General features: G+C 71.8%; 16 protein-coding genes. 13 read left to right on the top strand and 3 right to left on the bottom strand.

The window, feature by feature from the left end; translation table 11 throughout:
• Positions 1-43 precede the first annotated feature (43 nt).
• The 3 genes from hydA to ACSYGN_RS07500 all read left to right on the top strand — a co-directional run bounded on the left by hydA (position 44) and on the right by ACSYGN_RS07500 (position 4,154).
• Positions 44-1,444, top strand: coding sequence for a dihydropyrimidinase (gene hydA / locus ACSYGN_RS07510; protein ID WP_460393143.1), 1,401 nt, complete (start codon positions 44-46; stop codon positions 1,442-1,444).
• A gap of 11 nt (positions 1,445-1,455) precedes the next feature.
• A complete protein-coding gene (locus ACSYGN_RS07505; protein ID WP_460393141.1) occupies positions 1,456-2,481 on the top strand; it encodes a TIGR03842 family LLM class F420-dependent oxidoreductase in 1,026 nt (341 codons plus the stop codon).
• Positions 2,482-2,621: 140 nt separating this feature from the next.
• Entirely contained in the window at positions 2,622-4,154 is a 1,533-nt protein-coding gene (locus ACSYGN_RS07500; RefSeq protein ID WP_460393138.1) for an NCS1 family nucleobase:cation symporter-1, read from the top strand.
• Between the two features lie 38 nt (positions 4,155-4,192).
• Here the strand turns inward: ACSYGN_RS07500 and ACSYGN_RS07495 are convergent, their stop codons facing one another.
• Together ACSYGN_RS07495 and ACSYGN_RS07490 are read right to left on the bottom strand one after the other, a co-directional pair.
• Positions 4,193-4,873, bottom strand: coding sequence for a hypothetical protein (locus ACSYGN_RS07495; protein ID WP_460393136.1), 681 nt, complete (start codon positions 4,871-4,873; stop codon positions 4,193-4,195).
• Positions 4,874-5,499: 626 nt separating this feature from the next.
• Positions 5,500-6,786 (bottom strand): COG1470 family protein, encoded by a 1,287-nt coding sequence (locus tag ACSYGN_RS07490; RefSeq protein WP_460393134.1) that lies wholly within the window; start codon positions 6,784-6,786, stop codon positions 5,500-5,502.
• Between the two features lie 293 nt (positions 6,787-7,079).
• Here ACSYGN_RS07490 and ACSYGN_RS07485 point away from each other — a divergent pair, with 293 nt between their 5' ends.
• The 4 genes from ACSYGN_RS07485 (at position 7,080) to ACSYGN_RS07470 (ending at position 14,132) form a co-directional block, all read left to right on the top strand.
• The gene (locus ACSYGN_RS07485; protein WP_460393132.1) at positions 7,080-7,772 is read left to right on the top strand and encodes a helix-turn-helix transcriptional regulator; all 693 of its coding nucleotides are present in this window, start codon (positions 7,080-7,082) and stop codon (positions 7,770-7,772) included.
• A gap of 170 nt (positions 7,773-7,942) precedes the next feature.
• Positions 7,943-11,134, top strand: coding sequence for a hypothetical protein (locus ACSYGN_RS07480; protein WP_460393130.1), 3,192 nt, complete (start codon positions 7,943-7,945; stop codon positions 11,132-11,134).
• Positions 11,131-11,838 (top strand): Pvc16 family protein, encoded by a 708-nt coding sequence (locus tag ACSYGN_RS07475; protein WP_460393128.1) that lies wholly within the window; start codon positions 11,131-11,133, stop codon positions 11,836-11,838. Before ACSYGN_RS07480 ends, ACSYGN_RS07475 begins: the two co-directional genes overlap by 4 nt.
• Positions 11,835-14,132, top strand: coding sequence for an ATP-binding protein (locus tag ACSYGN_RS07470; RefSeq protein WP_460393126.1), 2,298 nt, complete (start codon positions 11,835-11,837; stop codon positions 14,130-14,132). The genes ACSYGN_RS07475 and ACSYGN_RS07470 overlap by 4 nt, the downstream gene beginning before the upstream one ends.
• Before the next feature lie 24 nt (positions 14,133-14,156).
• Here the strand turns inward: ACSYGN_RS07470 and ACSYGN_RS07465 are convergent, their stop codons facing one another.
• Positions 14,157-16,187, bottom strand: a complete 2,031-nt coding sequence (locus ACSYGN_RS07465) for an eCIS core domain-containing protein (RefSeq protein WP_460393124.1) — start codon at positions 16,185-16,187, stop codon at positions 14,157-14,159.
• Between the two features lie 242 nt (positions 16,188-16,429).
• Between ACSYGN_RS07465 and ACSYGN_RS07460 the strand changes: the two genes are divergently transcribed.
• Genes ACSYGN_RS07460 through ACSYGN_RS07435 form a run of 6 tightly spaced genes read left to right on the top strand, consistent with a single transcriptional unit; the run spans position 16,430 to position 22,718 of the window.
• Positions 16,430-17,983, top strand: coding sequence for a phage tail sheath family protein (locus ACSYGN_RS07460; protein WP_460393122.1), 1,554 nt, complete (start codon positions 16,430-16,432; stop codon positions 17,981-17,983).
• A 35-nt stretch (positions 17,984-18,018) separates the two neighbouring features.
• Complete coding sequence (locus ACSYGN_RS07455; protein WP_460393120.1) at positions 18,019-18,459, top strand: phage tail protein; 441 nt, start codon at positions 18,019-18,021, stop codon at positions 18,457-18,459.
• Complete coding sequence (locus tag ACSYGN_RS07450; RefSeq protein ID WP_460393117.1) at positions 18,456-18,953, top strand: hypothetical protein; 498 nt, start codon at positions 18,456-18,458, stop codon at positions 18,951-18,953. The genes ACSYGN_RS07455 and ACSYGN_RS07450 overlap by 4 nt, the downstream gene beginning before the upstream one ends.
• Positions 18,950-19,108: a DUF6760 family protein gene (locus ACSYGN_RS07445; RefSeq protein ID WP_167353846.1), complete on the top strand. Its 159-nt coding sequence runs from the start codon at positions 18,950-18,952 to the stop codon at positions 19,106-19,108. The genes ACSYGN_RS07450 and ACSYGN_RS07445 overlap by 4 nt, the downstream gene beginning before the upstream one ends.
• 4 nt (positions 19,109-19,112) lie before the next feature.
• Positions 19,113-22,268 (top strand): DNA polymerase III subunit gamma/tau domain-containing protein, encoded by a 3,156-nt coding sequence (locus tag ACSYGN_RS07440; protein ID WP_460393115.1) that lies wholly within the window; start codon positions 19,113-19,115, stop codon positions 22,266-22,268.
• A gap of 24 nt (positions 22,269-22,292) precedes the next feature.
• Entirely contained in the window at positions 22,293-22,718 is a 426-nt protein-coding gene (locus ACSYGN_RS07435; protein ID WP_460393113.1) for a phage tail protein, read from the top strand.
• Positions 22,719-22,760 lie beyond the last annotated feature (42 nt).

The following is a 22,760-nucleotide window of genomic DNA, read 5'->3' as shown; positions in this document are numbered from 1 at the left end:
CGACCGCGACCGCGGCCCACACCCCACCGGAAGGAGAGGGAGCATGAGCCGTACCGTCATCCGCGGCGGCCTCGTCATCACCGCGTCCGACGAGATCCACGCCGACATCCTGATCGAGGACGGCCGCGTCGCCGCCCTCGCCGCCGCCGGCACCCCGGCCGCTCAGGCGTTCACAGCGGGCCGGGTCATCGACGCCACCGGGAAGTACGTCGTCCCGGGCGGCGTCGACGTCCACACCCATATGGAGCTGCCGTTCGGCGGCACCTTCGCCTCCGATACCTTCGAGACCGGCACCCGGGCCGCGGCCTGGGGAGGCACGACCACGATCGTCGACTTCGCGGTGCAGAGCGTCGGCCAGTCCCTGCGCGAGGGCCTGGACGCCTGGCACGCCAAGGCCGAGGGCAACTGCGCCGTCGACTACGGCTTCCACATGATCGTCTCCGATGTGAACGAGGACACCCTCAAGGAGATGGATCTGCTCGTGGCGGAGGGCGTGACCTCCTTCAAGCAGTTCATGGCCTACCCGGGTGTCTTCTACAGCGACGACGGCCAGATCCTGCGCGCCATGCAGCGCTCCGCCGACAACGGTGGCCTGATCATGATGCACGCCGAGAACGGCATCGCCATCGACGTCCTGGTCGAACAGGCCCTGGCCCGCGGCGAGACGGACCCCCGCCACCACGGCGAGGTCCGCAAGGCGCTGCTCGAGGCCGAGGCCACCCACCGCGCGATCCGGCTCGCCCAGGTCGCGGGCGCCCCGCTGTACGTGGTGCACGTCTCGGCGACGGAGGCGGTCGCCGAGCTGACCAGGGCGCGCGACGAGGGCCTGAACGTGTTCGGCGAGACCTGCCCGCAGTATCTGTTCCTGTCGACCGACAACCTCGCCGAGCCCGATTTCGAGGGCGCCAAGTATGTGTGCAGCACACCGCTCAGGCCCCGCGAGCACCAGGCCAGGCTGTGGCAGGGGCTGCGCACCAACGACCTCCAGGTGGTCTCCACGGACCACTGCCCCTTCTGCTTCGTGGGCCAGAAGGAGCTGGGCCGGGGCGACTTCTCCAAGATCCCCAACGGGCTGCCCGGCGTGGAGAACCGGATGGACCTGCTCCACCAGGCCGTCCTCGACGGGCACATCGGCCGCCGCCGCTGGATCGAGATCGCCTGCGCCACCCCGGCCCGGATGTTCGGCCTCTACCCGAAGAAGGGCACCATCGCCCCCGGCTCCGACGCCGACATCGTGATCTACGACCCGCACGCCGAGCAGGTGATGTCCGCCGAGACGCACCACATGAACGTCGACTACTCGGCGTACGAAGGCAAACCGGTCACCGGCCGCGTGGAGAGCGTGCTGTCGCGCGGCGAACTCGTCATCACCGAGCGGGAGTACACAGGACGCGCGGGTCACGGCGTCTACACCCCGCGCTCCACCTGTCAGTACCTCAACTAGGAGTGGCGCCCATGGACTTCGGACTCGTCCTGCAGACCGACCCGCCGGCATCCCAGGTCGTCAGCCTGATGAAGCGTGCCGAGCGCAACGGCTTCACCCACGGCTGGACCTTCGACTCGGCCGTGCTGTGGCAGGAACCGTTCGTGATCTACAGTCAGATCCTCGCGAACACCCAGAAGCTGAAGGTCGGGACGATGGTCACCAACCCCGGCACCCGCACCTGGGAGGTCACCGCGTCGACCTTTGCCACCCTCAACGACATGTTCGGCAACCGCACCGTCTGCGGCATCGGCCGGGGCGACTCCGCGATGCGCGTCGCGGGCCGCAAGCCCAACACGCTCGCCCGGATCAGTGCCGCCATGAAGGTCATCCGCGCGCTGGGCCGCGGCGACGAGGCCGACCTCGGCGGTACGGTCGTACGCTTCCCGTGGATCAAGGAGGGCGCCGAACTCCCCGTCTGGATGGCCGCGTACGGCCCCAAGGCCCTGAAGATGACCGGTGAGGAGGCCGACGGCTTCATCCTCCAACTGTCCGACCTCTATCTGACCGAGTACATGGTCACGGCGGTGAAGGAAGCCGCGGCGGCAGCCGGCCGCGACCCGTCCGAGGTGACCATCTGTGTCGCCGCCCCGGCGTACGTCACCGAGGACGACTCGCCCGCCGCCCTCGCCCACGCCCGCGAACAGTGCCGCTGGTTCGGCGGCATGGTGGGCAACCATGTCGCCGATCTGGTCTCCCGGTACGGCGAACACTCCGCGCAGGTGCCCGACGAACTCACCGCCTACATCAAGTCCCGCCAGAGCTACGACTACTCGCACCACGGACGCAGCGGCAACCCGGACACCGAGTTCGTGCCCGACGAGATCGTCGACCGCTTCTGCGTCATCGGACCCGTCGAGACGCACATCGAGAAGCTGAACGCCCTGCGCGAACTCGGTGTCGACCAGTTCGCGATCTACGACATGCACGATGCCCGGGAAGCCGTCATCGACGCCTACGGGACACGGATCATCCCGGCCGTCAACAGCACCGGCTGAGCTGCCACTTCGCGCCCACCCCCGGCAACAACCGCTCCAGGAACAGCGCTTCGTGTGACTTCGGGCAATTCTGAGACTGTCCCCCCGGCGACGCCCGCACGGCCTCTCTCCCCGGCCCCACCTCACCGATAGGCCTGCCCATGACCGAAACCGCTCCCACGGCCATAGCCCCGCCCTCTCAAGTCACCCTCCCCGACGGACGCGTGGAGCTCGCCCCGGGCGCCGAGCAGCCGAGCGGTCCGTACGCCAACGCGGACCTGCTGCCGGTGCCCGTCGAGAAGCGGACCTGGACCACGTACAACTTCACCGCGCTGTGGGTCGGCATGGCCCACAACACGGCGTCCTGGACGCTCGCCTCCGGGCTCATCGCCGTCGGCATGGACTGGAAGCAGGCGGTGTTCACCATCGCCCTGGCCAATGTGATCGTCCTGGTCCCGATGCTGCTCACCGGGCACGCGGGACCCAAGTACGGCATTCCCTTCCCGGTCTTCGCCCGCGCGTCCTTCGGTATCCGCGGCGCCAACCTCCCCGCTGTCGTACGGGCGTTGGTGGCGTGCGGCTGGTTCGGTATCCAGACCTGGATCGGCGGCGAGGCCATCTACTTCCTCGCCGGGAAGCTCATCGGCGACGGCTGGGCGAACGCCACCGAGATCGGCGGGCACGCCTGGACCATGTGGCTGTCGTTCGCGATCTTCTGGGTGATCCAGGTCGCCGTCATCTACCGGGGCATGGACACCATCCGCCGCTTCGAGAACTGGGCGGCGCCCTTCGTGCTCGTCGGCGCCTTCGCGATGCTCTGGTGGATGAGCGGCAAGGCCGGGGGCCTCGGCCCGCTGTTCGACCAGCCCTCCCGGCTCGGCTGGGGCGCCGACTTCTGGAGGCTGTTCGCGCCCTCCCTGATGGGCATGATCGGCTTCTGGTCGACGCTGTCCCTCAACATCCCCGACTTCACCCGCTACGGGAAGAGCCAGAAGGCGCAGACCTGGGGCCAGGCGCTCGGACTGCCCACCACCATGTCCCTGTTCGCCTTCCTCTCGGTGCTCGTCACCTCCGGCTCACAGGCCGTGTACGGCAAGCCGATCTGGGACCCGGTGCAACTCGCCGCCCAGACCGACAACGTGGTCGGCCTGCTCTACGCCCTGGTGACCGTGCTGGTGGCGACCCTCTCCGTCAACATCGCGGCCAACCTGGTCTCCCCGGCGTTCGACTTCTCCAACATCGCGCCCAGGAGGATCAGTTTCCGCACCGGGGCGCTCATCACGTGTGTGCTCGGCGTGCTGATCTTCCCGTGGAAGCTGTACTCCGACCCGCAGGGCTACATCTTCACCTGGCTCGGTCTGGTCGGCGGGCTGCTCGGCACGGTCGCCGGTATCCTCATCGCCGACTACTGGATCCTGCGCCGCGGCCGGCTCGACCTCACCGACCTGTACCGCGGCGGCGGCCGGTACTGGTACGAGAGCGGCTGGAACTGGCGGGCGGTCGTCGCCTTCGCCACGGGCGGCGTGCTCGCCGTCGGCGGCGCCGACCTCCACCCGCTGATCGACGGCCGCCCCCTTCCCGCGCTGTCCTCCCTCGCCGACTACGGCTGGGCGGTGGGCCTGGGCACCTCGGCGGCGGTGTACGTGGCGCTGATGCTGCTCACCGGCAGGAGACCGCAGCCGACACAGGCCTGACAGGTAGTCCCCACAGCCCCCGGGATCCCGGAGGACGGTCAGCTCTTCTGGCCGTCCTCCAGCGCCGCCACCGCTTCCTTCGCGGCCTTGATGGCGCCCTTGTTGATGACGTCCGTGTCCGGAGCCTTCTTCGACTCGAAGTCGCTGCCGTTGTAGGTGACCGTGACCAGCGCGTTCGACACCTGAGCGATCACCACGCCCTCACGAGTCTGCTGCTTCGACTCGGTCGTGAGGTTCACCACCGAGTACCCCGCGCTTCCGAGCCCCGGCACCGCCCCGCCGCCGCTGCGCTCGGCGATGCGGTCCTTGTACTCCTTCTGCGCCGCCGCGTCCGAGGCGGTGATCTCGTAGGAGACGTCGAGCCACCGGTAGTTGTACCCCTTGAGTGCGTTCCACGAGCAGGTGCGCCGCACCGTGGTGTCCGTCGAGGGGATCTCCTTCCCGGCCGTCTTGGCGCCCGGCACCAGCGACTTGACCGTGCCGGTGGTGATGCCGGTGCACGGCGCGGGCGCGGAAGCGTAGGTCTTGGTGACCGTCGTGGTCGAGGGAGCGGTGGCACTCTGCTTCTGCGTCGCGGTCTGCCCCCCGGAATCGGACGTGTGGTCCGGCGTCGCCGACGCGGCGAACGGACCGGACGCCAGCGCCCAGCCGGCCGAGGCGAGCACGACGACCGGAGCGATGCGCGCGGTCAGAGCGAGCGGCAAAGGAAGATCACGCACGGGCGCACTTCTCGTGGGGGACGGTGTGCGGAACGGGTCCGCACCGCGGACGGGACGCCAGTGTCACATGAGTTCACATGAGGCGGAAAGTGGGAACGAATTCTGTCTCTCTGTGTGCTCAAACAGACACCGTGAACGGCGGCCGCATGGGTGATGTATCCGTATATGTCCGGCGGTCGGTGTTCTTCGTGCGACGGCGCGACCGCCCGACGGCTCCTCGGCGAGCGCAACCGCGTGGTGCGTCCGTCCCCGGAGCTGTCAGGTCCCCGGTGCGGGACGGACGGTGAGCAACTGCTCGGCCCGGCCGACCGGCCCGTCTATGTCGTGCAGGACCGTACTGTGAGTCCTTGCTCGGCCGCGGGGCGGCCCGCTTCGGACCTTGGCTGCACAGGCAGCTCCGTCCGCGTGAGAAAGTGCACATGGCAACCAAGTGCACCAGGCAACCAGCGGACCCCCAGGTCTCTGACCTGGCGGCTAGTTGCGTACCGTGCGGCATGTGGAAGTGACAGGAGCCGTCAGGCGTCGCTTTTGAGACCCGGATTATCGATTTCAGGCCGAAATGGATTCCGGGCTTTACAGATGCAGTCACCAATGATCGACACTGAGCCGGAGGAAGGAAATCCGATTTACTCGGTGGTGCGGCTGAGTACCCCGCTCACGTTGAGGACCTCGTGGCATTCCTGCGCCTGCTGGCCCGTGGCCGGTGTACCGGGCTTCGCGCAGGTCACGTTGACGGTCACCGTGTCGTTCTCGGGGATCTTGATGGGGGTGACCCAGTGGTAGTCCTGGTTGCGGAACGTCTCCAGAGCGATGGTGGTGATCTTGCGATCGCCGAAGGTGATCGTCATCACTCCTTCGTCGCCCTGGAAGTTGGCGACGACGATGTCCGTGACCCCGAAGATGCTGTTCTCGGGCACCTTGTAGGTACCGGTCTTGGTCTGCCCGGTGCCCGTCTTCAGGTCGATGGTCGCCGAGCTCTGCTGACCGGCGCCGGCCGCGGTGCCGCTGCCGGCCGAGGAGCCGCCGCCCCCGCCCGATCCGGTCGCCGCCCCCGACTCCTGGCCGGCACCCGGCTGGTTGTCCGCGCCGGTGCCGGGGGACTGTCCGCCTGGTTGGTCCCCCGCCGGCGTGGGACGCGGCTGGACCGCCTTGGTGGCCGCCTCCTTGGCGGCGCTGCGCACCGCGGGACGGACCAGCGCGAACCAGGCGAGCAACAGCGCGAGCAACGCGGCGAGCACCGCGAGCAGCCACTTCGGGAAGATCGGTATCTGGACGAACTCCGCGTCCAGCGGCGGCCGGACGACGGGCTCGTCCCAGCGGGCCTCCGCCGTCTCCTCCTGCTGGCCGGTCTCACGGGTGTCCACCGTGAACGGCCACACCACGGGGTTGCCGAACCACACCGGCTTGGCGGTACGGACCCTCAGCCGGACCTCCGTCGACTCCCCGGGCTCCAGCTTCGGCTCCGCCGGGGCGAAGGCGAACCCCAGCTCCTCGCCGGCCTGGCCGGGAGCGAAGCGCACCTGAACCGGGGTGTTGCCCTGGTTGCGCACGGACAGCAGATAGCGGCCGCGCAGCCAGCCACGCCGGCGGCGCGGGGCGAGCTCGGCCTGGAGCTCGTGGAACTCCCCGACGTGCACGATGGTTTCGAGGATCTTGACCGACTCGGGGTGCTCGTTCGGCAGGACCCGTACGCCGAGGGGCATCTCGCCGGCCCGGATCTCCGGCGAGCGCGGCGGCGCCAGACGGAGCGTCACCGTCTCCGAGGTGCCGGGGTAGAGGGAGACGCGCTCGGGTTCCACGGTGGTCCAGGCCGCGCAATCGCCGATGACCTCCAGGTCGTACGCTTCGACGATGTCGCTGTAGTTGCGCACGGTCAGGCTGGTGGTGGCGATGTCACCCGGCGTCACCGTCACGGCCGGAATGTCGAGGCCGGGCGCACTAGGACCGGAAGAGGCTGCGGAATGCGTCACTCTCCCACCGTAAGAGGGTGCCCGGGAGGCCGGGGAGGAACGGGAGGGCAAGGCGCGGGCAGTAATGCTGCCCGGCAAGCCAATATCAACTCCCTTGTAACAGGGGGCTCTTGATGTGGCGAGCCGCCTCGCGTGCACCACCGGCCCCATGGTCGCCTCGCACCCTGCCACCCAATCCCCCCACCGACTCATGAAAACAGGTACCCATGCTGCGCGCAGAAGAGAACGGGCCTGTCATGTCCGACACCACGAGACGTGATCTCGTTCGGGCCGGCTCGGTCCACCGCACCTCTCACTCCGATCGCCCGACCCGGGTGACCGTGGCCGTCTACGCGGCCGACCCGGTGCTGCGGGTCGGCGTCGTCCAGCAACTGCGTCAACGCCCGGAGGCCGAACTGGTCGACGACGCGGACGCGGAGCGGGCCCAGGTCTCGCTGGTGGTCGTGGACGTCCTCGACGACGACGTGGCCGTTCTGCTGAACCGGCTGCGGTACAACCACGCCACCCGCACCGGCCTGGTGATAGGCACCCTCGGGGCTGGCGGGCTGCAACGCGTCATCGAGTGCGGTGTGTCGGCGGTGCTGCGCCGCGCCGAGGCCGATCAGGACCAGCTCGTGCGGCTGGTCCTGGCGACGGCCAACGGTGAGGGGGTGCTGCCCGGCGATCTGCTCGGCGAACTGCTCAGCCACGTCGGCAGTCTCCGGCGCTCGGCGCTCGACCCCGGGGCCCTGTCCCTGTCCACGCTCACCACGCGCGAGGCGGACATGCTGCGTCTGGTGTCGGAGGGCCTGGACACTGCGGAGATCGCCCGCAAGACCTCGTACTCCGAAAGGACCGTCAAGAACGTCCTGCACGAGATCATCACGCGACTCCAACTGCGCAACCGGGCCCACGCGGTGGGCTACGCACTGCGCAACGGGCTGATCTGACAGGCCGGTTCGACGCACCGCCCGGCGACGGCGGGGAAGGCGGCGCTGCCCGAAAGCACACCGCGTGCTTCCCCCGGGTGCGGCCCCACCGCTCTGCCGCCCCGCACGCGGCCGGTGCAGGGTGGCGGGGGCACATCCAGATGCCGCACCAGACTGCGAAGGGGACCGTGATGGAAACCGCTGGCCCCGGCGGGCGGTACCGCCTGGGGAGACTCGGCACCTCGCTCCTGTTGCTGATCCCCCTGCTCGGGGTGACAGCGGCGGCCGGGCCGGGCGGTGCCGAGCCCGCGGCGGCTGCCGACGCCGCGGAAACCCGGATCGCGTACGCGGGCACCGGCCACCGCAGCCTCGGTGAGGTCGCTTCCACCACCTCCAGCACCCCGCTGTTCGGTGACGGCCCGGTCCACTACGACACGCAGCCGTCCGCCCTCGGCGACCAGATGGTCTTCGCCGGCCGACGCGACGAGAAGGACCCGCAGATCTATCTGCGGGCCGCCGACGGTTCGGTACGACGGCTCACCAGTGGCATGGACGCGGCGCACCCTCAACTGACCCCCGACAGCAGGTCGGTGGTGTTCGACGCGGCCGAGTCCGCAGGACCGGGCGGCGGGACCCAGCGCGACCTGTGGCTGGTGCGCACCGACGGCACCGGCCTGACCCGGCTGACCGACACGTCCGCGAGCGAGGAGGACCCGACGGTCTCCCCCGACGGGCAGCGCATCGCGTATGCGAGTGACAGTGACCCGCTGGTCGGCCAACAGATCTACATACGGGCCCTGAGCGGCGGCACCGCCGCCCGGGTCACCGACCCCGCCGACGGCACGGCCTCCGAGCCGGCCTGGAACCCGGTCGACGACGACGTGAACCGCGACTGGATCGCGTACACCGCCACCACGACGGTCGACGGGCGGTCCGTGCCCCGGCTGCGGATCACGAACGGGACCGCCGACGAGCCGTTGCTCAGGGGCGCACGGGCAACCTGGCGGGCCCACGGGGCAGCATGGCTGCCCGATGGGGACGGTGTGCTGTTCCTGAGCCCCGAGATCACCTGTCAGTGCGAGGGCGACTGGGACCACGTGTTCCGTTCGACCGCCCACTCCGAGCAGGTCCCCTTGCTGGTGCTCAACGAGGACCGGGACGTGCTGTCGCCCACCTGGCTCGGCTCCATGGACGGCGGCGGGGCGGTGGTGGAGCGCACCTCGGCCACCGGCCCGCACGTGGTGACCCTCCAGGACATTCGGATGGACGGCTCCGACCCACGCGACCTGGGGCTGACGATCCTCAACGAGGATCCCGCGGCCGACACCAACACCGACCCCGCCAAGGACCCGCTGTTCCAGCCCGCGGCCGGCTACGACCCGTGGACCGAGCGGCAGAACTACACACCCGACGGCCGCCGGATCGTCCTCACCCGCTTCGAGGACAGCGCCGACGGCGGGCGGATCGAGCGGATCTGGATGGCGGACGCCGACGGCTCCAACGCGGCCCCCCTGCCGCTGGCGGGACGCGGGGCGAAGGACTGGGACACCGACCCGACGTTCTCCCCGGACGGCAAGTTCCTCGCCTTCACCCGGACTTCGCCGGGCGGCCTGGGGCAGCCGAGCCGCATTCTCATCGCGGACGCGGCCACCGGTGCGATCACCGGGCAGATCACTCCGCCCGCCGGGCAGCTCCAGGGCCAGGATGCCCAGCCCGCCTGGTCCTCCGACGGCACAACCCTGGCCTTCACCCGCAACATGGAGATCAACGGGGGCGGCGGCAACAAGCACATCTGGACCGTGCCCGTGAACAACCTGTCCCAGCAGCGCGACCTGAGCGCCACGATCTGCCCGGGCGACTGCCAGGTCATCGACGACAGCCCGGCGTTCTCCCCGGACGGTCTCAGCATCGCCTTCAACCGCAAGAACGGCGCCGGCCGGATCGACGAGCAGAACGGCATCCTCCTGACCTCGCTGTCGGGCGACGATTGCCAGGTGCTGCTGCCCCCCGCCGCCCGCGACGTGCCCGGCGCCTGTGGCCGGGAACTGCCGGAGAACACCGGCCCGTTCCAGCCACGGGACGCCGCCTGGACGGCCGACGGCAAGGGGCTGGTGATCAGCGCCCGCCCCAGCCGCGCGGTCAGAACCCCCGAGAAACTCAAGCTCCTGGACATCGCGTCCGGCAAGCTCACGAAGCTCACGACAGATCTCCCGGGCCGGCAGAAGGAACCCAGCGTCCAGCAGTCCGTGGACCTCGCCGTCAAGGCGCCCGGCACCGCCCCCGAGGTCACCGTCGGCGACTCCACCACGGTCCGCGTCGACGTCGTCAACAACGGCCCCGCCGCCTCGCCCGGCACCCGCCTGACCGTCGCCCCGCCGACCGGCGTACAGGTCACCGGGATCAGCTGGTCCGGCGGCACCTGCGACGCGTCCTCGCTCCAGTGCGACCTGGGTGTGGTGGAACCCGGCACCACCGTGCCGGTGGACGTCACGCTCACCGGAGTCACCCCCGGCGACGCGCCGGTCGACTGGTCGGTCACCGGCGCGGTCCTGGATCCGCGGCCCAGCGACAACGCGAGCCGGACCGTGGTGCCGGTGCGCGAGGCCACGCCGCCCCCGACTCCTACGCCTACCCCCACGCCGACTCCTACGCCGACCCCGACTCCCACCCCTACTCCCACGCCGACCCCGGCTCACACCGCGCCGCCCACCGTGCCCCCGGAGCCCGCGGAGCCGAAGGCCGGTCCCGGTGTACGGGTCACGGCCCAGCCGAACCCCGGCTACGTCGGCGGGCGCGTCGTGGTGACGTACACCGTCCGCAACGGCCGCAACGCGCTGGCCACCGGGCTGCGGCTGCGGATCGGCCTGCCCACCGGCATCCCCGACAGCGGGCCGCCGGCGGGCTGCGACCAGAGCTGGGTGTGCGCGCTGCCCGACCTCACGCCGGGCGCGAGCACCGTCGTACGGGTCGTGCTCAGCCCGAAGAAGGCGATGACCGGCCAGGTCACCGGCGTGCTCACCACCACCGGCACGGACGCGAACAAGAACGACAACTCGGCCAAGGAGCGGCTGCGCATCCTCCAGCCGCGCATCGTCGCGGTGCCGGACATCGGCAAGCCCGGCTTCGTCACCTCCGTGCGCGGCAGGGACTTCCCGCCGGGAGTGCCGGTTCGGTTCACGTGGAAGCCGGGGATCACCGCGGCGGCCGCGCCGACGATCCCGCTGCCCGACGGCACGTTCATCGGGCAGCTGCTCATCCTCGCCAAGGACCAGACCGGGCCGCGCACCATCACGGCCGGCGGCCCCGGATTCTCCCCGGTGAAGACCGACTTCCTGGTCGTCAACGGTAGTGTGCAGCCGCCGGACGAGGTGACCCGCCGGTGATCCACGAGGTCGACGAGGGCTTGCGGCGGCTGCTCGCCGAGAGCGGTCTGGAGGCGTCGGGCGTCGAGGTGGTCTTCGACGCCCCCACCCGGGACTGGGCGGCCCGCCGCAGTGCCCCGACGGTCTGCGTCTTCCTGTATGACATCCGCGAGGACGCCCTTCGGCGCGGTACCGGCGCCGGGGAGGTGTACGACGAGGACGGGCACCTCGTCGCACGGCGCTCCCCGCCGCGCTGGTTCCAGCTGACGTACCTGGTCACGGCGTGGGCGAGTCGCCCGCAGGACGAGCACCGGCTGTTGTCCGAGGTGCTCGGCTGTCTGGTGGCCCACGACACGCTGCCCGGGGAGCTGCTCACCGGCTCGCTCGCCGAACTCGGCCTGACCGTGGGCCTGGAGACCGCCGGGGCGGGGATGGACGCACCCGCCGCCGCGGACGTCTGGTCGGCGCTCGGCGGGGAGATGAAGGCGTCCCTCGGGATCCGGGTGCGGGCCCCGCTCGCCGGTGTGACCAGGGCCTCCGCGCCGCCCGTCACCGAGGGCCTCGTCGTGCGCTCCGCCGCCGCACGCGAGGGTGAGGAGGCGAGCCCGGGACGCCGGCTGCGCTACACGGAGGTCACCGACCCCGGCCGCGACGGCTTCACCGGCCCGCGTGAACGCCCGCCGGCTCCGGCTCGACGGCGCCGCAGGGGAGACCGCCAGCCGTGACGCACACCGTGGAGCCTGGGATCGACGACGGACTTGACGTGAGAGACCTCGGACTTGACATGAGAGGGGACGGCGGGGCCGGAGGGGAGCCCGAGGCGGACGGTGCCGTGCCGCCGTCGGGCGGCGGGGCTGAGGCCGATGGTGCCGTGCCGTCGGCCGGCCGGGCCGGCGCCGGTGCCGTCTCCGTCGGCGTGGATCCCCTGTGGGACAGGCTCGGTGCCGTCGAGGCGCGGGTTCGGGAGGCCGTGGCGGTGCGGCGGGCCGCCGACCCCGATCCGGACGACCCCTACCGGGGGCAGTACCTCACTCCGGAGGCCGTGGCGCGGATCCTGGAGGAACCGGGCGGGCTCGGTCTGCCCGCCCAGGGGCCCTGGCAGCCGCCGGCCGGGTCCGTTCTCGACGGACTCGCGCGGCGGTTCGGGCTGTCCTCGCTCGACCTGGACCTGCTGCTGGTGGCGATGGCGCCCGACCTGGACGCGCGGTTCGAGCGGCTCTACGGGTATCTCAACGACGACCTGACACGCCGTCGGCCCACGGTCGGGCTCGCGCTGGAGCTCTGCGGGCTCGGCGGCGCCTCGCCCGCCCGGTTCCGCCTCGACCCCGAAGCGCCGCTGATCGCGCACGGTCTGCTGGAGGTCACCGAACCGGAACGGCCGCCGCTGTCCCGCGTCCTGGTCGTCCCCGACCGGGTCACCGCGCACCTCCTGGACGGTACGCGGCCCGACGCCCGGCTCACCGGCGTGCTCGGTGAGGTCCGGAAGGACCCGACCGCCGAGGCCGCGGACGTCCACCGCGCGGCTGCCGCGGCCGGCACCGGCGTCGGTCTCGTCCATCTGCGCAGCCGGGGCGGTGACGCCGAGGGGCTGGCCACCGCTGCCCTGCACGCGGCCGGCCGCAGCCCGCTCGTCCTGGACGCGGTGGCGCTCGCCCGGCGCTCGGCCGACGTGCCGGCGCTCGCCCGGGTGATCGCCCTCGAAGCCCGGCTGACCGGTGCCGGTGTGGTCCTCGGTCCGCTGACGGCACTGCCCGGCGAACCCGCCGAACGGGCCCGTACGCTCTCGTCGTTGTGCGCCGCACTACGGGGTATCCCCCTTTTCACCCACAGCACGATCGGCTGGGACCCGGCATGGGCGGCCGACACCCCCGTCGTCCTGAACGTGCCGGCACCCTCCCCCGAACGACAGGCCACGCGCTGGCGGCACGCTCTCACCCGGGCGGCCGGTGGCGTCGACGGGTTCGCCCAGGCGGCCGGTGAGGCCGGGGGCCCCGGCAGGGCCGCCCGTCTCGTCGACCCGGCCGCTGACGTCGAGGCGCTCGCCCAGGCCGTCGCCGCGCATCGGCTGGACTCCGGGCAGTTGCGGCGAGCGGCCGACGCGGCGGTGCGGATGGCCGCCCTCGAAGGACGGCAGGTGGGTCCCGACGATCTGCGGACCGCCGTACGAGCGCAGAACGGCGCGGGGCTGGACCGGCTCGCCCGTCGTGTGGAGCCGGGTGTCGGCTGGGACGACCTGGTGCTGCCGCCGGCCACCCACCGCCGGCTGCGTGAACTCGCGCTGCGCGCCCGCCACCGGGAGCAGGTGCTCGGGCAGTGGGGGATGCGGCCCGGCGGCGGTCGCGGCCGCGGTGTCATCGCGCTGTTCGCCGGCGAGTCGGGCACCGGCAAGACCATGTCCGCCGAGGTCGTTGCCGCGGACCTCGGCATGGACCTGTACGTGGTGGACCTGTCCACGGTCGTCGACAAGTACATCGGGGAGACCGAGAAGAACCTGGAACGGATCTTCACCGGCGCGTCGGCGGTCAACGCGGTGCTGCTCTTCGACGAGGCCGACGCGATCTTCGGCAAGCGCTCGGAGGTGAAGGACGCCCACGACCGGCACGCCAACATCGAGTCGGCGTATCTGCTCCAGCGCATGGAGTCGTTCGACGGGATCGCGGTGCTGACCACCAACCTGCGGGCCAACCTGGACGAGGCGTTCACCCGCCGCCTGGACGTGGTGGCGGACTTCCCGATGCCCGACACCGGCCAGCGCCTCGCCCTGTGGGACCGGTGCCTGGGCGACCGGCTGCCCCGCGACGACGACCTGGACCTCGCCTTCTGCGCCGACCGCTTCGAACTGGCCGGCGGCTCGATCCGGGCCTGCGCGGTCACCGCGGCCTACCTGGCGGCCGAGTCCGGCGAACCGCTCACCATGCGGCAGGCGGTCACCGCGGTCGCCCAGGAGTACCGCAAGCTCGGCCGCCTGGTCCTGGAGAGCGAGTTCGGGCCGTACCTGGCGGAGGCCACCGGCGCCTGAGGCCGGTGGCCTCCTGCCGTCCCGTCAGGACTTGACCCGCATCGTGGCGTTGCTGAGATCCACGCTGTTGGGCAGCATCGCCTGCGGACGCAGGAGGTCCTTGAGGAGGAACTTCATCAGTTCCGCGCCGGACATACTCTTCAGCTGGTTCGCCAACGCGGGATTGGCGTCCTCCATCCGCATGATCTCCAGCACCGCGCGGTCCACCAGGCCGGGAATGATGTCCCTGCCCCTCAGGGTGTTGGAGCGGATCCGCTCCTTGTACCCCTTCTCCTTCCGGTGGCCGGCGCCGTAGGTCATCGTGCTGAACTCGTCCGCCGCGACCTCGCTCTTGACGACGGGGAGCAGGCTGGCCCGCTCCGGGTCCGTCTCCTGCGCCTTGGCCTGCATGACGAGCTCCATCATGTCGAGGTCCGGCTTGGTCAGCCCGCGGTCGAATTCCCGCACGGGCCGGGAGAACTTCTTGGGCATCTTGTCCATGCGGGTGGGCAGTTCACTCTTGAAGGCCGTGGGGTCTTCGGGGTCGGCCTTGATCACCGGATACTCACGCTGGGCGAAGTCGCTCAGCATGAGCCAGCCCTGGGACTCCAGGGGCGAGTCCGCGAGCGGGATCTCGAACCGGACCTTTCCGAACCGGGTGTCGCGGAACTCGCTGCCCGGCGCCTCCAGGAAGAAGAAGACGAAGCCCTCGTTCGCCAGGACGTGTGCGTCGTAGCCCTCGGAGTTGTTGGCCGCGTCGGGGTCGTCCTTCAGCAGCTCCGTCTTCGACTTGATCTGGTTCGCCTGCGACAGCAGGTCGGCCCGGGCCTCGTCCTTGGTGTAGTGGCACAGCACGCTCTGCCGCAATGCAGCTGTCAGGTTCCGCTCGACGCCGCTCACCCAGTCTTTGCGCCCGCGGGTACTGATCTCGTTGGCCATACCGGCCCGGTTCATCTCGGAGAGTTCGCGGAAATAGCTCGGCCCGTTCATGGCGAACGCCACGGCGCTGTCGGCCCAGGTCTCCTCGTTCCAGAGCAGGCCGCGCGCGGTCATCGCCTCGAAGGGGGCGTGTGCTTCGGCGGGGAAGTCGCCGTCCCTGCCGATCTGTTCGGTCACCAGGTTGTTCTCGGCCTTGAGAGCCGTGCGGGCCTCGGTCAGGAAGTGCCGGGCGGCGCTCCCGGACTCCTTGGTGAGGTTCTCTTCGGCGCTGCCGACCGCCAACAGCAGCGTCATCAGCACCTGCGCACAGTGCAACGGGTCACGCTTGGGATCCGCGTCGTACGCCTTGATGGCCTCGCGGATCTCCGCCAGCTCGGGAGACTCCTGCGCGGGCGTGCTCCCCCAGGACTTGAGGAAGGACTTCAGGGGGTTGCCGTCGGACCCGACCGCCGGCAGCTTGTCCGAGAGCGCCTCATGGCCCTTGCGCTGGATCACCGCCGCCCCGGAGGACACCGGCCCGCAGTGCTCCGCGGTGCACGCTTCCGCCCGCTGCACGGGTGCGGGCCCCGACATGATCCGGTGCGCGTTCGCCTCCGCCTCCCGTTCGAACCGGTCGGAAGGGTCGGACACGCGCAGGCCGTTGCCGTGGTCCGTGCCCGCGACCGGACCCTGGCGCTGCTGCACGACGTGGGTGAGTTCGTGGGCGAGGGTGTGCTTGTCGGCGCCGCCGTCGCCGAGGACGACATGGCTGCCGGAGGTGTAGGCGCGCGCCCCGACGGAGCGGGCCGAGCGGGCCGCCGCGGGGCCGGTGTGCAGTCGTACGCCGGAGAAGTCGGTGTCGAACCGGGACTCCATCTCCTGGCGCACGGGCCCGGCGAGCGGTTTGCCGGCCGAGCGCAGGACGTCGTGCACCTCGGTGCCGGGCTGCTCCGGGGCTTCCATGGTGCGCGCGCGGCGGGCGATCATGCCGGTCACCGCGGCGTTGCCCGCGGTGACCTGGGCGGCCTGGAGCGCGGCGGCCGTGAGCGGGGGCGGTACGGCGGCGCCGTTCCCGGACGTCTCCCGTCGGGCGCCGGCCTGGCCGCGCGCCGGTTCCTGGTCCTCGCTCCGGCCGGTGCGCGGCTTGGAAGTCTGCACCTGCTGCCTCCTCGTCGGCGCCATGCTGCGGCTCTCCAGTTCATCGCGGGGGAGAGCGGGGCGTCCAGGTCCGAAGGGGCAGCGCGAGGGCAACGGTGGGCGACGTCGGGACGGTCAATCCGGGGCGTCCGTAAAGGCAGATGTATTGCCCCCGCCAGGTCCGCAGGTCCCTGCCGCTCCGCCGGGACGCCGCGCAGACTCGGCCTGGACACAGGTGACCATAAGGACGTTAAGGAGCGAGCATGCCGACGTACCTCACCCCGGGCGTGTACGTGGAGGAGGTGCAGTCCGGTGCCCGACCGATCGAAGGGGTCGGCACGGCCGTCGCCGCGTTCGTCGGTTTCGCCGAGAAGGGGCCGTTCCACGCGCCGACGCTGGTCACCAGTTGGGATCAGTACTCCCAGGTGTTCGGCGGCTTCACCGAGGGCACCTATCTCGCCCACGCGCTCTACGGGTACTTCTCCAACGGCGGCGGCGCCGCGTACGTGGTGCGCATCGGCGGGGCCGCCGAGGCCGCCTCGGGCCCGTCGGTCAATGGCGGCCGGCAGCCGAAGGCGGTTCGCCCGGTCGAACTCGGCGGCTTCCTGATCGCGGCCAAGCCGGGCGTGACCGGAGTGTCGGTGGAGGTCGCCGACGTGGACGGCGAGAACCCGCCGGAGGACCGCTTCAAGGTCCTGGTCCGGCGCGGCGACGAGGTGGTGGAGACGTACGACGCCTCCACCCGCAAGAACGTCAAGGGATACCTGGTCACCCAGGCCCGCGCCTCCAAGCTGATCGAGGTCACCGAGCAGCGCGGCGCCACCCAGTCCAAGCCCGCCGCCCAGACCCTCGCGATCCCCGACGCCTCCGGCGCGCCCGCCTCCAACGGCTCCGGTGAGCTGGCCCGTATCGACCCCGCCGAGTACGTGGGCGACGCGGCGGCCCGTACCGGGTTCGGCGGCCTGGAGACCATCGACGAGATCACCATGGTCGCGGTGCCCGATCTGATGGGCGCCTACCAGCGCGGCGACATCGATGCCGAGGGCGTGCGCACCGTGCAGCTCGCCGTCATCTCGCACTGTGAGCAGATGGGCGACCGTGTGGCCGTCCTCGATGCCCCGCCCGGGCTCAACGCCCAGCAGGTGCGCACCTGGCGCAACGACGAGGCGGGCTACGACTCCCGGTACGCCACCCTCTACTACCCGTGGGTGCGGGTCTTCGACCCGGCCCTCGGACGCAACACCACCGTCCCGCCGAGCGGTCACATCGCCGGTGTGTGGGCGCGCAGCGACGCCGAGCGCGGGGTGCACAAGGCGCCCGCCAACGAGGTGATCCGCGGCGCGGTCGACCTGGAGATCAGGCTCAGCAAGGGCGAGCAGGACCTGCTCAACCCGATCGGCGTGAACTGCCTACGGGCCTTCCCCGGCCGCGGCATCCGGATCTGGGGCGCCCGTACCCTCTCCTCCGACCCGGCCTGGCGCTACCTGAACGTGCGCCGCCTGTTCAACTACCTCGAAGAGTCCATCCTGCTCGGCACCCAGTGGGTGGTGTTCGAGCCGAACGACGACCGCCTGTGGTCGAGCATCAGGCGCAACGTCACCGCGTTCCTCCAGGAGGAGTGGCGGCGCGGCGCGCTCTTCGGCCGCACCGCCGACGAGGCGTTCTACGTGAAGTGCGACCGCGACAACAACCCGCAGGAGTCCATCGACCAGGGCCGGGTCGTCTGCGAGATCGGCATCGCACCGGTCAAGCCCGCGGAGTTCGTGGTGTTCCGGCTGGCCCAGTTCTCCGACACCACCAGCCTCATCGACGAGTGACCCGCGGGTCCGCAAGGAAAGGTTGACAGACAGTCATGGCAACGGGCGATGCTCTTTCCACTCACGTCTTCGGCGTGCAGCTCGGCGGATACCTGGTCGAGTCGATCCAGGAGATCAGCGGGTTCACCGTCGAGGAGGATGTCGTCGAGGTCAAGCAGGTCACCGCTGAGGGCAAGCAGATCATCCGCAAGCAGCCGGGGGCCCGGCAGGCCGGCGAGATCACGATCACCCGGGGACTCGACCAGAGCAGCGAGTTCACCAAGTGGATCAAGGAGACCCTGAACAACGGGGCCGTCAACTCCGCTCGGCAGAACCTCACCATCGAGATCAAGGACACCGAGGGCAACACGGTCCGCCGTATCCAGCTGTTGCAGGGCTGGGCCTCCAAGTGGGAGGGCCCGTCCCTGAAGGCGGGCGAGTCGTCCCCGGCCACCGAGTCCGTCACGATCGTGTTCGAGGAGATCGTCGTCGAATGAGGCGCCGTACTGTGACGGCGGGCAACCTGGAGGAGCTCCTCCTGGCGACGGCGCCCGCCCAGGCGCCGGAGCAGCAGGCGGCGGCCACCCCGGCCGCCGCCCCGACGCGTCGGGAGGACGACGGGCTGCGCACCGAGTTCGAGTTCGAACTGCCGCGCGGGTACGTGGACGAGGCGGGCACCGTGCACCGGCACGGCGCGATGCGGCTGGCCACGGCCCGCGACGAGCTGCGGCCCCAGATCGACCTGCGGGTCAAGGAGAACCCGGCGTATCTGAGCGTGGTGCTGCTGAGTCAGGTGATCACCCGGCTCGGCTCCATCACCGATGTGCACGCCGGGATCGTGGAGCGGATGTACGCCACCGACGTCGCGTTCCTCCAAGACTTCTACCGCCGCGTCAACAGCGAGGGTCACACCCGCGCGGCGGTGACCTGTCCGCACTGCGAGGGCGGCTTCGAGGTCGACCTCTCGGGTGGGCGCCTGGGGGAATCGTGACGTACGCCCTTCCCCGGCTCCGGGAGGAGATCGCGTACATCGCCTACCACTTCCACTGGCAGCGCGAGGAGATCCTCGACCTCGCCCATGGTGAACGCCAGCAGTGGGTGGCCGAGATCGCCCGTATCAACACCCGCATGAACGAAGGCGGTTGAGTAGATGGCATGGCGGGTCAGGCTGCGCCGCCGCACGGGGGCGGGCGGCCGGTCCGGCGACGGCATGAACGGCCGGTCAGGCTCCGGCGGTCCGGCCGGTGACGTCCAGAGCGCGGGCGTGTCCGACGCCCCCGGTTCCGTCGTGCCCGGCGACTGGGACGGTGGCTGGCGCCGCTCCGCTCCGCCCCGACTCACCATTTCCAGCGCCCCGTTGGGCGTCAGCGACGGCCTCACCTTCCGCGCGGGCCTCGCCGCCTGGCAGAACCCTTCCTTCGACAGCGGCCTCGGCCACGCCCTGCTGCCCACCGCCCCGACCGGGCTGGTGCGCGGGGTGACTCGGCCGGCCGGCCCGCGCGCCACCAGCGTCGGCGGCGGGCCGCTGCTGCTCCGGGCGGTGCGGACGGAGGGGGCCGATGGGCCGGAGGACGGCCCGCAGGGGGGTGCGTCGGACTCGGTGCGTCCGGACGCCCTGCCGACGGCCGTGCGCCGGACTCGGGCGTCCGGTTCCGGGGCGTCCGGTCCGGCCTCGGCGTCGGTACGTCCGTCCCGTAGCGACTCGGGTGCCAACCGACCTGTGGTACGGGGTGGTTCGGGGGATACTCCGCAGAGCCGTGACATCACGTTCGCGGATTCTCCCGCTGTCCTTTCCCCGTCGGCTCCCGCTGTGCAACGGGCCGTGACCCCGTCCGACACCGGCCGCCCGGCGGCCCCCGCGCCGATTCCGCTCGTACGACGTGTCGCGGTGCTCCCGGGTGTGGCCGGCGCGAACCCTGGGCGCGCGTTCCGCTCGTCGGTGCCAGGCACGTCCGTCCAGCGGACCGGGACCGGGACGGGGACGGCGGATGCACCTCCCGCGCAGAGCGGCGGTCAGCCGGAGGTGCCTCGCGCGACCGTCCGACCCCGTTCGGTGGGGCCCCACTTGACCGTCGCCCGCCGCGTGACCGCACCCGTACGCCACGTCCCCGCGCTGAGACCCGCCACTACGGTGGTGTCCGACACGACCGCACCGAGCACCCCCGTCCAGCGCACGGGAAACCGCCCTCCGCTGGGCGCCCCGCTGGCCGAACTGCCTTCCACGGCCGAACCGTTGGCGAAGGACGCCCCCGCCGTGCCCGCCGCGGGACCCGCACTCGGTCCGGTGCTTCCCGTCGTCCAGCGGCAGACCGAGGACACGGTCGGCACGCCGTCCGACGCCAGTGTCCGGAACACGACCGCACCGAGCACCCCTGTCCAGCGCACGGGAAACCGCCCTCCGCTGGGCGCCCCGCTGGCCGAACTGCCTTCCACAGCCGAACCGTTGGCGAAGGACGCCCCCGCCGTGCCCGCCGCGGGACCCGCAGTCGGTCCGGTGCTTCCCGTCGTCCAGCGGCAGACCGAGGACACGGTCGGCACGCCGTCCGACGCCACTGTCCGGAACACGACCCACAGCGCCCCCAACAGCCCTGCTCCGACCCCGATTCCGGTCCCGCAGCGCTCCGGTGCACGCACGCGCGGCGGCCTGGGCGCGCCCCTCCCCGCGATGCCGCCCAGCGTCGGCATGCCCGGCGCCACCGCGTCCGGCGCCCGAGCCTCCCGTACGACGTCCGGGCCTGACATCCAGCGCCCTCCGGTGTCGCCCACGCCTGGCGGGGACCGGACGCCGCCCGCAGAGCCCGCCCCGGATACGGCACCCCACGCGGCGGACGCCCCTCTGCTGGGGACCGTCGACGTCCAGCGCCACCCCGCCCCCCAGGGCAGCCCCACGGCCCACGGAACCGCCCCAGCCACCCCGTTGGTGACACCGTCCCCGAGGGCCGCGCCTCAGGCCTCGGCAGGGGGAGGCGCCGCGGCCCCGGGAAGCCCGGCGGGGAACGTCGTACGGCCCGACGCGACGTCCGCCGGGTCGGGTCCCGGCAACCGACGGCCCCAAAGCCCCGCCGTCCAGGCCCCGGTCGTCGCCCGTGCAGTGTCCGAACCCACCGCAAGCGCCCGGGTCGCACCCGAAGGCACCAGCGGCCCCCGGCGCGCGACCGAGCCCACCGCAGGCCCCCGTCCCGCGGTCGAACCCACGGGCTCCCGTTCCTCGACAACGCCCATCGTCGGCGCCCGTCCCGCGACCGAGCCCACCACCGGGCGCCCCGCGCCCCAGGGCACCTCAGGCGCGCGTCCCACGCCCCGGGCCGCCGGCGGCCCCCAGCCCACGACCGAACCCACCGTGGGAACCCGGCCCGCCGCCAAGGGCGCCTCCGGCGCCCGCCCCGCCGCCGGAACCGCCCCCCGCCCCGCAACCCGCTCTCTCCCAGTCGCTCGCCGCACCCTCGCGCTGCTGCCTGCACGCTCGCTCACCCTCAGCACCCGGGCCCCGGAAGGCCCGGCACCGTCCGCCGCCTCCCGTCCCGGCGGCGGCCCTCCCGTGGTGGCGGCACGCTGGAGCGGGGCTCCGGACGGCATCCCCGGCGGCACGCCCGCACCGTCCGCCGGGGCGCCCGCGCGCCCCATGCCGGCACCGTCCGTCGGCGCCCCGGTGACGCCGCCCGTCCAACGGGCCGTAACCGCGCACGCACCGCAGCACCCGCGGGTACGGGTAACCGGCTCGCCCGGAGCCGCCGCGACGGCACACGCACCGCAGCACGGCTCGGGCGGGCGAGCGACCGGCGCCCCCGGTGTCGTCCAGCGTGTCCCGGTCGTCAAACCCGCGCCGCCCGGCGGGGGAACCGGTACGGCGGCGGTCTCCGCGGCGCGGCCCCTGCCAATGGCGCCCCCGCTGACGCCGCCCCTCACGGACGGACCGTCGGCCACCTCGGCACCGGCACCCGAGGCGGCCGTCCCCGTGGTCCGGCCGCGGGCCGTGACACCGGGCCCCCGATCGGCGAGCGGCGGCGGCAACAGTCCCGCGGCGCCCCAGATCCAGCGCGCGATCTCCGGCGCCGGGAGGGCCGCATCCGACGTGTCCAAGGGCGTACCGGCGAAGGCGGTGCCCGCGCGCGGCGAGCAGCATTCGTCCGAGACGGCTTCCGCCTCCGGCCGGCGCACGGAGCGGCCCGCCGACGCAGCGCAGGGCCCCGGCCTCGACCTGGACGACCTCGCGCGCCGCCTGCTCGACCCGATGGTCCGCCTGCTGCGCACCGAACTGCGGCGCGGCCGGGAACGTACGGGCCGCCCCTACGACGGACGCCGCTGAGAGCACGGAACGGATGACGGACCAATGACGGACAACATCTTCGCGAGCAGCGTGTTCTTCCGGCTCGCGATCGGCGGCAACGACCTGGGCGCGTTCCACACCTGCTCCGGCATGGGCGCCGAGGTCGAGATGGAGAGCTACGCCGAGGGCGGCAACAACGGCTTCACCTGGCAGCTGCCCGGCCGGGTGACCTGGTCGAACATCACGCTCACCCGGCCGGTCACCGCCGACACGGCGAAGATCGGCCGCTGGCTCGACGAGACGCTGAAGCGGGTGGAGCCCAAGGACGGCGAGATCGTGGCGCTGAAGCCGGACCTGACCCGGATCATCAGCTGGCAGGTGTTCGGGATCGTCCCGGTGCGCTGGCAGGGTCCGTCCTTCGACCCCAGCAGCTCGCAGGCGGCGGTGGAGACCCTGGAGATCGCCCACGAAGGGCTGCGCCCCTCCTGACCCGACATCGACTCCCCGCCCCCGTACGAGCCCCGGAAAGGA

This window comes from Streptomyces sp. YIM S03343 (assembly GCF_054729195.1).
The sequence above is the reverse complement of the archived record's forward strand: the minus strand, read 5'-3'. Positions and strand labels throughout refer to the sequence as shown.